Here is an 11,190-nt window from a genome sequence, read left to right as displayed (position 1 = left end):
AGAAGGCCGTCATTGATCGTGACCGTGAAAATGCGCCATCGATGAGTACACTCCGAAAAGACGCCCGGCAAACCAGTCCCAGAGAGGCAGCGGAAGCAGGCCTTTCAGAACGACCGACATCTTCACCATAAACGGCATGAGCAGCTGTGGCCTGCCTTTTTTCATGGCCGCCCATGTGCGACGGACGACCGTCTCGGGTTTGAGTATAGGTGTGAGAAAAGGCGCCTTCACTCCGTCGAACATACCCGTGCTGATGTAGCTCGGGCAAACGGTCGTTACCCGAACATGGCGGTAGCCGGCCTGTTGCAGTTCAAGTCGCAGCGAATCCGACCAGCCGATCAGAGCCCATTTCGAGGCGGCATAGACGCTCATGCGCGGATTGGAAAGCAGCCCGGCGGCCGAGGCGATGTTAACGATGCGGCATTCGTCGCGCGAGGCGATCATCTCTGATAAGAAGGCCTTTGTGATGAGCATCGGAGCCATCGTATTGATGTCCATTGTGCGTTCGATGTCTTTGCGTGCGTCGTGTTCCCAGAAGTATTTTCCGCAGACGATGCCGGCGTTATTGATGATGATGTCGACGGAGCTGATCGTGCGTTTCACGTCGCCGGCTGCCTCGTCGATTCGCGCAGCGCTCGAAACGTCGACAATGGCCGGGAGCAGGCGACATTCGGCCGGAACTAACTTTTGCAATTCTTCGGTAGTTTTCTTGAGCTCCGTCTCGTTTACATCCCACAGGGCAATCGCAGCGGCTCCTTCGCGGGCGGCTAACTGCGCGTAAAGCCTTCCCATTCCCATCGCCGCTCCGGTGATAAGGATTCGCTTTCCTTGAATCGTTTTCATGCTACTCTCTCGTGGCTTCCTGCTACATTGCGGCCTTACCAACCGCCACCCGCTCCACCGCCGCCCGAGCGACCACCGCCGAAGCTGCCTCCGCCGCCGCCACCCGATGAACGGTAGGAGCTACCACCCGATGAAGACGATGATTTGCTGCAATCTCGTTTTGGAATCGTATAACTCTCGGTGCGGCTGTGACCGCAGTGTTCGCATTTATAGTCCCGCTCTCCTTTACCGGAACTGGAACAGGTTGGCGAGACGAGAGTGCGATCCCCTACGGTATGATACGTCTTATACGAACAGGATGGACAGGCGTTGTAGCTCGTTAAGAAGGCATCGTAGGGAAATACCTTTACATGATCACATTTCGAGCAATGCCAAACGTCATAGTCGACCGAACCGAGTTGTTCCTCTTTACGCTGACCTTCATCAAGAAAAAGGTCGTCGCCTTTTTCGTCGAGACGCGTCAGCTCAGAGGAACAATGCGGGCAGGGCCGTGGTTCGTTGCGAAGCGCCTTCAGCTTATAGCCGAAGAAGAGGGCCAGCAGAGCCATCGGAAACGGAAAGAGAACGATGCTCGTATAAAAAAGTCCGCCGTGGTCGGCCCGAAAGCGCTTGTAAATCTCGTATGGTTCGCCACCGCCTGCAAGCAGGTTGCGGTTCTTGAATATGCGCTGAATGCCTGCCCAGAGCGCTCCGATCGGATAATAAACATAAGCGAGCCAGTCGGGCTTTTCAAAGTAAACAAACGACAGGAAGAGAATGCCAGGAATGAGCCAGTAGGCAGCGTAGCGAGCGTACTTCCATCCCGATGCTTTAGCGTCCTTCTTGCGCGCCGAGCGAAAGACCAGGACGGTGACCACTCCGACCAGGACGGCGTAAAAGCCCGCGAGCACGGTCATCATCATCTGCTCGCCTGTATCCAGTCCCATAATGTTGTGTCTGTATTCGTACGTCCTGTAAAATGGACTGTTATCAACATCGGACTCTGCGTAAGAGTCCTCATAGGAATCGGCCGAGCCTCCATCCGAGACGTCGCCGCCGACTCCGCCGGGCGTCGTATGCTGCGTCGGCGTATCTTCACCCGTTAGCTGCGCGGCGCCGAGCTTGTCGGCAACGGCTACGAGAGCGTCATAAATGCCATCCCCCATGCGGTTTGCGCGAAGGCCAGGTACAAGCTTGTTTTCGCCGATGCGTTTCAGTGTAGCATCGGGCAGATCGCCTTCAAGACCATAGCCCGTTTCAAACTCCCAGCGACGTTGATCGAGCACGATAAGCAGCAGAAGGCCGTTATCCTTTCCTTTTTTGCCGATCCCCCATGTGTTGAAAAGCTCGACGGCAAACTCTTTTGGAACCTGCTCGCCGATCGACGGCAGAATCACGACGGCGATTTCTGCCGTCGTGCCGTCTTCGACGCTGTTGATGAGAGCGTTGATGCGCTGACGATCCTCACCGCTGAGCTTGTTCGCCGGATCGCTGACCCAGGTATTATCGGCGGTTTTCGGGTTCGGTACCGTCTTCACGGTATAGCTTTCTTGAGCGAAGAGCGTAGGACCCGAAAACTGAAAGAGCAGTATGAAAAAGAGAGAGAGGAGAGGGATTCGTATGTTCTGCTTCACCCTTCCATCTTCTTTTTATGACAGATATGTAAAGAAAAAACGGAAAAAAAAGCCGCCGCAGTGTTTATCTCGAAGAGACCTATGCTCACGGTGGATGCGATACGCGAGATTCCGAACGGATCAACGTCTGTCGAAAAAAACAGGACGAATTCCTGGATTGAGCTGGCGCGTTTCTTCCTGAATCAACAAGACCTGACCTCTGCCGAGGCCGCCTGCCAGCAGGGCATCCGAATGGGAAACCGAGCGGCCCTGACGCTGCTCTGTCGCGAAATCTACTGGAACAGAATGCGTTCGCCCGAACGAGTGATCGCTCGTCTTGAAGAAGAGCAGCCGCGCTCACTCCGCGAAGATCCGCTCTTGCTTTCGTTGCTCGGTCTGGCGTATCTGCGCGAGGGCAGGTTGCAGAAGGCCGAGACTCTCTTTCATCAAATCTACTGCGTTACAGATATGGATCTTCGTCGTCGCCTGCTCGACGACCTGCGTCCCTTTCGCGGATACGCTACGCCTGAAGGGGAGGCAGCTGCGCGGATTCTGACCTGGTTCGATCTGTCATGCGAACAGTACAGGAAGAACCGATCGGCCGTTGATTCGACGGCAGAGATTCTGCATGTCAGCGATCCGCAAAGCCTCTGCCTTCAAGCGGTCGTCGATAGTCTGCCGTCGGAGCAACAATCACAGATCCGCTTTGTCGATATCAGCGGAACGCAGATCCGCGACCTCACGCCTCTGGCCGCTCTTTCGAATATGGAAGAGCTTCACTGCTATGCGCTGACCGAGCCGCTTGGCCTGCTTGCCCTTGTAAAGATGCCTCACTTGAAACGCATCGCCGAGCATCGCTCGCTGAACGAGTGGGAGCGCTATCGTTTCAAGAAACTGCGCTCCGATGTCGTCTTTATCTGATTCTCATTGCCTTCTGAGCAAGCCGGCAAATTCTGCGTCGTGCTTGCTCTATCGTCCTTTCTATCGTCCGCTTCCCTTCGCCGTCTCACCCTGATCCTCGCATGCAGCGTACCGGCCGTGCTGCTCTCGGCCTCCTGCGCTTCGGCGACGGCCTTTCAGGGATGCTCCGTTCTCGACGTTAAGATGCCCGAACTCATCGAAGCGGAGTGGGATACTCCGATCCCCGAGATCGAAGATAAGGCTAACGATATGACGCACTTCTACGAAGAGGCTGCCGCCCTGCTGCGAGGACGTCGCAAAGAGCCGATACGGATCGCCTTCTACGGCGATTCCAATATGACGATGGACTTTATCTCAGGCGAGCTGCGACGATCGTTACAGCTGGGCTATGGCGATGCCGGTCATGGTTATGTGGCCCTCGGTCGCCCCTGGTCGTGGTACAAGCATATGGACGTACAGCACGACGTCGATTCAGGCTGGATCTCTTACACCGTATCGACCAATCGGGCACCCGATATACGGTACGGCTTTGCCGGGATCTCGGCGCACAGCATTCGGCCCGGCGCCGTTACCTATGTGGCGACGGCTCCCGAGGGGTCTCCGGTCGGGCTGACGGCGCAGGTCTTCGACCTTTATTATATGAAGGAGCCCGGCTACGGCACGTTTGAGATTCGCGCAGACAGAGAGCTGATCCATACCATCGATTCGTATGCGCCGGTTCCCGAGCCCGCCGTATTTCGCTTTACGTTACCCGACGCCGCTCATCGTATTGAATTTGTGTCGGGACCGAAGCCGGTGCGCCTGTTCGGAGTGACCCTTGAGCGCGCACGTCCGGGCTTTGTCGTCGACTCGCTGGGCGTCGGCGCTCTGAACTGCTTCATGCAGGTGAAGCAGGACCGGGCCGTCGTCGTTGAAACGCTGCGTCGTCGTAACTACGATCTGGTGATGTGGTTAACAGGATCGAATATGTGGAATCCGGGTGGGCATCCGATGTGGATGAAGGATCTGATCGAGCGTCACCGGGAGGCGTTACCCGGCCGATCCATTCTGCTTATGAGTCCGCCGGGATTCATCGATCATGTTACCGATACGAAAACGCACTGGCGTATGAAGCAGGTGCAGAAAGAGAAGCGCGACATCGCCATCGCCAACAAAACCGCTTACTGGGATCTGCAGAGCGCCATGGGCGGCGAGGCCGTCATCGCTCAGTACTATAAGAAGGGCTGGGCGCAGTGGGATCTCGTGCATCTGCGTCAGGAAGGCGGCGCCTATCTGGGCCGTCGCATCCACTACGCCCTTTGGATGGGCTTAAAGAAGTATCTTGAAAAAAATCCAGAAGCGGGCTGCGCCCGGAAAACAGGAAGATAAGTATGGCACGCATTCGTATCGAGTTACCCGAACGCTGGCATTTCGAAACGGAATTCCCTGTTCGCATCGGCGACATCAATTTTGGAAATCACCTTGCGCATGACGCCATCGTCACTCTACTGCATGAGGCACGGGCCCTTTTCTTCAAGGAATACGGCTGGCATGAGCTCAACATAGAGGGCAAAGGAATTATCATGGCCGACATCGGCATCATGTATTTAGCCGAGGCCTTTCACGGCGATATGCTGCGCTATGAGATAACGGCCCGTGATTTTTCGACAAAAGGATGCGATCTTGTTTACAGAGTATCCCGAGTCGATGATGACCGCGAGGTCGTGCGCGCGAAGACTGGCATCGTCTTTTTTGACTATGAGTCCCGTGAGCCGGTAGCTATTCCCGAAGCCTTTTTGAGGATTTTTGAATGAAAATCCTCAATGAAAGAACGGAATGAAGACTGCCATCTACCTCACAATCGGAATAGGAATGCTTCCTGTGATGGATTTCCATCTACGAATGCTTTCGATTATCATGAGTCCCGCTGACGGCGAGATGGATCTATCGTTGAATCCAATGGCCGGTTTCGCCATGATGTGGTTCTTTGCTCTTGTGCTATTTGCCTTCGCTACAGCATGTGTTCTTGCCTTGATTCTCCTGTTTTTGCATGGATGGCGGTCTCTTATTCCAGTGATTCCACTCTTACTGCTGAGCGGATTTTACGTTGGCCTGTACTCCGCTGGATTCAAGTTGCTTATGCCGGCGCTCAAGGCCTTCTTTCCCGAGGAAAGCAAGGCTATTGCGGAATTGACCGGGGCGATCGTTTGTTGCAGTGTTTATGGTTATTTGCTGTTTCTCTTTGTTCGCCACGTAATGCATCACCGAGGCATCAACGTATAAGCTGGCTCGCCCGCTCTGTTAAACGTCTCATACATGTGGTCGAAGCCCGCTCGTGAGATCATACCGGCGATGCGGAACTGCCTCGAACCGGCCGGCTTGAAAAGAATCGATCGGTTAAACAGATAAAGAACGGGATTCGCCTCGAAGTCGGCGCCGATGTCGATCAGATGTCGTTCGATGACGGGCCAGGTTTCGTAGATATCTATAGAGTTCGCCGCTCGTATAGCTATGGCGTCGCCCGTAGCGAGGGTGCGGCGCTTCTTCGATCGCTCGACCCAGTTGCTTCCGAGGATCTGCTTGCGGAGCGGATGCACGCCGTTACCGGCAAGTATATGAAAGTTCGGAAAGTCAAGAACACGCCGCCGCAGAACCGGACTTACATCGCGTTCAAAGATCTGCACCTGCTCGGGAAGATCAAGGGCGATGACTTTCATTTCGGGAAAGTCTCGCGCAAGAGAAACGGCCGTCACACCCGGCGATTGCCTGTTTGCGATGGCGGGACCGATATCGATGAAATGCACCTCATCCTGAGACCTGCCGTTCAGCCACTCCTGTCGAAGGTGATTGAGAGCGGTATCGCCCGTCATCGTGCGATCAAAAAGATCTCGCAGGATGACGTTTGTGTCGTCGAGTCGTCCGGCATACGTACGGGCCTGCACGTGTCGCGCATGGCGGCTGTACTGGAACGCTCCCGTGTACGAGGCGACGCGATTGCGCTCTTCGGTCGTGAAACCGGCCGGCGTGCGTTCGGGAAGCTGCGATGTCGTGAAGCTATCGAAGGCAGGCCTCGGCCCCAGTCGCAGCTGCATGAAGCTGGCATTCTGTAGATAATGTCGGGCCGTCTGCGATTCTCCGCGGGCCATGCGCGTCATGCCTAACCCCGAGAAGGCGTCGGCCTGCGCCCGCGAGGCGTCCATACCGAGAATGCGGGAGCGCAGCAATATTTCAGAGTAGATCGATTCGGCCGTCCGCGTCTCGCCCGTAGAGCGAAGCAGATTCGCCTCTTGAACCAGGATGCTCATATAAAGCGTCGAAGATGCGAACCCTTCGTCGTCGAGGATCTTGCGCGCATTCCGGAATTTCTCAAGCGCCGAGGCGGTATCGCCGGCCTTTGCATGAATCAAGGCCGTATTCGCCTGAACAAGAGCGGTGAAAAGGGTGGGGCGATCCGATCGCTGTGCTCGTTCGAGAAGGCGCAGCCCGAGATCGGGCTTGCCGTCGGCCGCATAGGCGGCGCTTAACGGAAGAAGGTTAGCCGCATAAAAGAAGGTATTCTGCTGCTCGCCCGATTCAAGCATCTCTCTCGCCGTCTGAAACGAGTAGTGGGCTTGATAGGGCTGTATCATTAGAAGCTGTATCTGTCCTGTGCGATGCAGGTTTAGGGCGGCAAGCAGGGAGCGGCTGCGTCCGGCGCCTGAAAGCAGGCCATTCGTGATGCGCTGATAGGCGGCGGCGTTAGGAATATTGCCCATCGTATGTGCGCGCACGCCCAGATCATAAAAGGCCCGCGCCAGCCAGATGCCGGCAAGGCCGTCCGTGCGTACGCGACGCTGGCTCTGCAGATCCATCTCGGCCGGCCTGCTGATCGTATGATTCGCGTAATAAGAAAAGAAAAGTCGAGCATAGGCCTGATGAAAGTCGGGATCGATGACCATCGCCTCTCGCAGATAAGATGTGGAGCGCACCGGATCGACATGCTCGAACTGACGGGCCCGGCCATACGCAAGAAGCGTATCGAATTGCGGACGTACGGCCGACGACAGCCGGCTCTGTTCTGATGCGGCGACGACGGAGGAGGGGATCAGGCCCTTCTCTGAGGCGCGAAGAAAGAGCCCGCGTATAACGATGAAGGGAATCTGTCCGGCCTGTCGTTGCGGCAGCGTCTGCTCTTCCATCGAGACAGAAGCGCCGGTCTGTAGTTGCTTGAGCGATGCTTGAAATACAAGGCCCGACTTTCCGGGACGGCAACGCACATCGATCAGATAATCCACGCCGCCGGCCTTCAACGTTTCTTCGATGCTGCCTGTGTAAAGCGAGCGCTGTAGCTCTTCAAGATCCCGGCCTTCAACGACATCAACGGCGCTCAGCGCATAGAGATCGTCGTGAATCAACGCCTCGATTCCGCGGCGCAGTTCTTCAGGCGTATCAAGGCATTGCACTCGAGCCGTAACGGTGAAGCGACGTAATTCCGGAGCCGCGAAAAGAGCGGAGCCTGATACCGCAGTGAGGAATAGAAGAATGCCAGAGAACCATGTACGCATCGAGCTATAAGACGCAGATACGGGCTACGTGATCCAGTATTTTCTTCGACTTCCGTTTGAGAATTTCTGTCACACTCGAAAGAGGACCGAAGAGCACCGAGTGCGGTTCGCCGGCGCAAGAGAATTTCCAGACAAATTTCCACTCATTCCATACTTTCGCGCATCTGTGCTGGCCTAAAAAAAGAAAAGGGGCCATATAGCCCCTTTTCCGTTGTGCTGACCGCTCTCATCCGTGCATCGCTTACGCGGCGACGTGTTTGAGAACGGATATCAAGATCGTCGATCAGTTGGCCGGAACGATACGCACCTCAACGCGACGGTTCGTCGGGCTGGCTCCCGTTCCGTCAAGAGGCTTGTCCCATGCGTATCCCTTCGTTTCGATCACGCGATTCGAGGGAAGCGCAAGCTCGCCCTGCACGGTGCGCGCACGGTTGAGGCTCAGCGCTTCGTTGTAGGCGCGCTGACCCGACTTATCTGTATGGCCCCAGATACGAACGCCTGTTTCAGGATAGCCGGCGAGAGCCTCTTTCAGATTGGCTACGTTGCTTTTCGCCGTGCCTGCAAGAGTCGCCTGATTGACTGCGAAGTTGATGTCGCCGTCCATCTTCACAAGCAGCTCTTCGGTTTCGCCGTTTTCATCCTTTACTTTTTCAAGCTGGATGCCGCGGCCGCCGAACTGATTCGACATATCGTCATACATCAGGTCGAGATAGAGACCGACGCCAAGACCGGCCAGACAGCCGACGCCGAGACCGACGATCTTACCCTGGTTCTGCGATTTCTTCTTTTTGAAGATGGCGAATACGTCGTTACGACGATCCTTCGAGTCTTTCTTGCGCTGTGCTTCGTCATAGATGGCGCCGGCACCGAGGCCGATGGCGCAACCCACGCCTGTGGCGATGATCGTTTTCTTGTATTTCTGCATTGTGTCGCAGCTTGAAAACGCGCCTGCGCTGAAGATCAGGAGGGTCGCTCCCGTAATTGTACGTTTCATCATTCAATCTCCTTCTATTGAGAGGTCATCTGAAGATTCTTCTTTACAGATGAGTCGGATGGCATCATCCGCACGCCTGAAACCGATCCTGCATTCTGACGGCATCTGCCGTCGGAGGATCGATTTTTTTACGTGCCCGTATGTTATTCAAGAGAGGGACGGCAAGCAATCCTTTTTTCCAGTTATCGGGGCCTGTAAGAGTTCGCACCTCTCTCGCTTTACAGAGGACGTTGCCGCCGAATCGTGACCTCACAGATGCAGACGAAGACGATCTTTCTCAGCGGAATCTGCGGATCGGGCATGAAACCGCTGGCCACCATCGCCGCACAGCAGGGCTACCGTGTCGTCGGCACCGATCATAACTGGGAACAGCAATCGTCTTCTTTAACAAAGCTCGGCGTAATCGGCGGTACACAACCCGAGCCCGAAAAGGCCGCCACGGCCGACTATTATGTATACAGTTCGGCGATTCGACCCGAGCATCCCGAACGCCTATCCGCCGAGAAGGCAGGCATACGTATTCTGCATCGTATGGATCTGTTAAACATGCTTGTGCGTCCGTCGCCGGTGCGCTTCGCCCTTGCCGGCACACACGGCAAAACAAGCAGCACCTCCATGGCCGGATGGATCCTGCTTCAGGCGGGTCTTGATCCGACCATCATCGCCGGCGGACATCCGCTTTATCTCGAAGAGGGATGTCGCAACGGTTCGGCTAACGTCGCCGTCTACGAGACCGACGAATCCGACGCATCGTTCCTGAAAACCGAGGATGGCTACCGGCTGATCCTCAACGTCGACCGCGATCATCTCAATCATTACGGAAGCTTCGACAGACTGAGCGAGGCCTTTCGCGACTTTGCCGCCGCCTCAGATACGGTGATCTTCGCCGGCGATGCGCATCTTGTAAGCATCTGCAAAGGCCTGAGACCAATGGCTGCCTTCGGCCCGCCTGAGGCAGAGGTAACAGAACTCCACAATACGGATCTCTTCTTTACGGGACGTTATTATGCCGGGCGGTTTCTCGACGACGATGCGCTTGTCGTAAGTCTGCTTCTTGACGGCAAGGCGCAGTACGCGCGGGAACTTGAAAACGCCGTCATTCATCTGTCGCTGCCTGGACGCCACTTCGCCATGAACGGCCTCGGCGTCATCGCCCTGATCCATGCGGCCATTGCAAAAGAGCCGGCATTGCAGCGACGCTTCGATCCCGAGAACCCGAAGACGCTGCTTGAACTGATCGAGATATTGAACGCCTTTCCCGGAGTGGAGCGGCGTCTTGAGCGCATCGGCACGGTACGCGGCATTCCCGTGTACGACGACTACGGCCATCATCCGACTGAGATTCGCGCCGTCATCGACGCCCTGCAGCGCCGCGGAGCCCGTCCGCTCAGCGTCGTTTTTCAGCCGCATCGTTATACGCGCACGCAGGAGCTTGCCGCCGAGTTCGCAGACGTGCTGGCAGCCGCCGAGCACGTCTATCTGCTGCCGCTTTATTCGGCGGGCGAGACGCCCATCGAAGGCGTGTCTTCGCGAAGCATCGCCGATCGCATGCAGGCCGAGATCATCGACCCGGTGCGCTTTGATATGGTCTTCGAGCAGAATCCGGCCGCCGTGCTCTTTCTTGGAGCGGGCTCCGTATCGTCGATGGGGCGAGAATACGTCGCCCGTCGCGGAAGCCCGAAGTCGGTTTTTTGAAGGCCTTTCTTTTTTATCTTGTCATACAGTTCAAAGGAGACAAGAAGAGCCGTGCAATCCGAGCCCACAGAGGAAGGCAAAGCAAATCCGCCTGCGAAGATCTTTCTGCTTATCGGCGGCCTGCTTGCCTTTACGGGAGGGCTCATCATCGTGCTGAGCTCGTTTACGGGCACTTTCACGCAGCGAGGAGCCTGTCTGGGCATCGTCGCGACAACGGACGGCTGGATGGTGCTTGATCAGAGCCTGACGCTTGTTCCCTATAAGGATGTGCAGTGCCGTCCCGGTCCGCTTCTTCGCTACGGCGAAGGAGAATTGCTGGACCGTCCGGAGTTCCGGCCTTTCCTGAACCGATGGAAGGAGGCCGTCGCCCTGCATCCGCAGTTGCCCGACCGCCTTTCTGAGATCGAGCTGCGCCGGAACGGAGACGCCGTTTTCTTCGCCAGCGAAGGCCGTCTGCGCATCGAGCTTGAGGCCGGGGTACGCACCTGGCCGCATACGCTTCTGCCTCTGCTTCAGGCAGCTGAGGCAAAAGGATGGAATCGGGGCTTTGTAGACCTGAAAGATGAAGATGCATTATTGATTCAGGCCCGATAATAAAGAGGCGGCCCGAGAGTTCTTACAT

10 protein-coding genes are annotated in these 11,190 nt (G+C 56.1%); 6 read left to right on the top strand and 4 right to left on the bottom strand.

Features of this window, described 5'->3' with window-relative positions; translation table 11 throughout:
• Nucleotides 1-9: 9 nt before the first annotated feature.
• Nucleotides 10-843 carry an SDR family oxidoreductase gene (locus tag LEPIL_RS01110; protein ID WP_040918072.1) on the bottom strand — a complete coding sequence of 278 codons (834 nt, stop codon included), beginning with the start codon at nucleotides 841-843 and terminating at the stop codon, nucleotides 10-12.
• A 35-nt stretch (nucleotides 844-878) separates the two neighbouring features.
• On the bottom strand, nucleotides 879-2,456 hold the full coding sequence (locus tag LEPIL_RS23750; protein WP_002769102.1) for a TPM domain-containing protein: 1,578 nt from the start codon (nucleotides 2,454-2,456) through the stop codon (nucleotides 879-881).
• A gap of 81 nt (nucleotides 2,457-2,537) precedes the next feature.
• Between LEPIL_RS23750 and LEPIL_RS01095 the strand changes: the two genes are divergently transcribed.
• The 4 genes from LEPIL_RS01095 to LEPIL_RS01080 are packed head-to-tail and all read left to right on the top strand — an operon-like array spanning nucleotide 2,538 to nucleotide 5,618.
• Nucleotides 2,538-3,356, top strand: a complete 819-nt coding sequence (locus LEPIL_RS01095; RefSeq protein WP_002769100.1) for a hypothetical protein — start codon at nucleotides 2,538-2,540, stop codon at nucleotides 3,354-3,356.
• Between the two features lie 39 nt (nucleotides 3,357-3,395).
• The gene (locus LEPIL_RS01090) at nucleotides 3,396-4,724 is read left to right on the top strand and encodes an SGNH/GDSL hydrolase family protein (RefSeq protein ID WP_002769098.1); all 1,329 of its coding nucleotides are present in this window, start codon (nucleotides 3,396-3,398) and stop codon (nucleotides 4,722-4,724) included.
• A 2-nt stretch (nucleotides 4,725-4,726) separates the two neighbouring features.
• On the top strand, nucleotides 4,727-5,149 hold the full coding sequence (locus LEPIL_RS01085) for an acyl-CoA thioesterase (protein ID WP_002769097.1): 423 nt from the start codon (nucleotides 4,727-4,729) through the stop codon (nucleotides 5,147-5,149).
• Between the two features lie 22 nt (nucleotides 5,150-5,171).
• The gene (locus tag LEPIL_RS01080; protein WP_002769095.1) at nucleotides 5,172-5,618 is read left to right on the top strand and encodes a hypothetical protein; all 447 of its coding nucleotides are present in this window, start codon (nucleotides 5,172-5,174) and stop codon (nucleotides 5,616-5,618) included.
• Here the strand turns inward: LEPIL_RS01080 and LEPIL_RS01075 are convergent.
• Both LEPIL_RS01075 and LEPIL_RS01070 read right to left on the bottom strand, forming a co-directional pair.
• The gene (locus LEPIL_RS01075; protein WP_002769093.1) at nucleotides 5,597-7,879 is read right to left on the bottom strand and encodes a tetratricopeptide repeat protein; all 2,283 of its coding nucleotides are present in this window, start codon (nucleotides 7,877-7,879) and stop codon (nucleotides 5,597-5,599) included. The two genes, LEPIL_RS01080 and LEPIL_RS01075, sit on opposite strands and share 22 nt — an antisense overlap.
• A gap of 283 nt (nucleotides 7,880-8,162) precedes the next feature.
• Nucleotides 8,163-8,873 carry an OmpA family protein gene (locus LEPIL_RS01070; protein ID WP_040919264.1) on the bottom strand — a complete coding sequence of 237 codons (711 nt, stop codon included), beginning with the start codon at nucleotides 8,871-8,873 and terminating at the stop codon, nucleotides 8,163-8,165.
• Nucleotides 8,874-9,128: 255 nt separating this feature from the next.
• On the opposite strand from LEPIL_RS01070, the gene LEPIL_RS01060 reads away from it, so the two are divergent.
• Together LEPIL_RS01060 and LEPIL_RS01055 are read left to right on the top strand one after the other, a co-directional pair.
• Nucleotides 9,129-10,568, top strand: coding sequence for a UDP-N-acetylmuramate--L-alanine ligase (locus tag LEPIL_RS01060; RefSeq protein WP_002769091.1), 1,440 nt, complete (start codon nucleotides 9,129-9,131; stop codon nucleotides 10,566-10,568).
• A gap of 51 nt (nucleotides 10,569-10,619) precedes the next feature.
• The gene (locus LEPIL_RS01055; protein ID WP_002769090.1) at nucleotides 10,620-11,162 is read left to right on the top strand and encodes a hypothetical protein; all 543 of its coding nucleotides are present in this window, start codon (nucleotides 10,620-10,622) and stop codon (nucleotides 11,160-11,162) included.
• The last annotated feature ends 28 nt before the right edge of the window (nucleotides 11,163-11,190 follow it).

This window comes from Leptonema illini DSM 21528 (assembly GCF_000243335.1).
GTDB classification, from domain to species: Bacteria; Spirochaetota; Leptospiria; order Leptospirales; family Leptonemataceae; genus Leptonema; species Leptonema illini.
The sequence above is the reverse complement of the archived record's forward strand: the minus strand, read 5'-3'. Positions and strand labels throughout refer to the sequence as shown.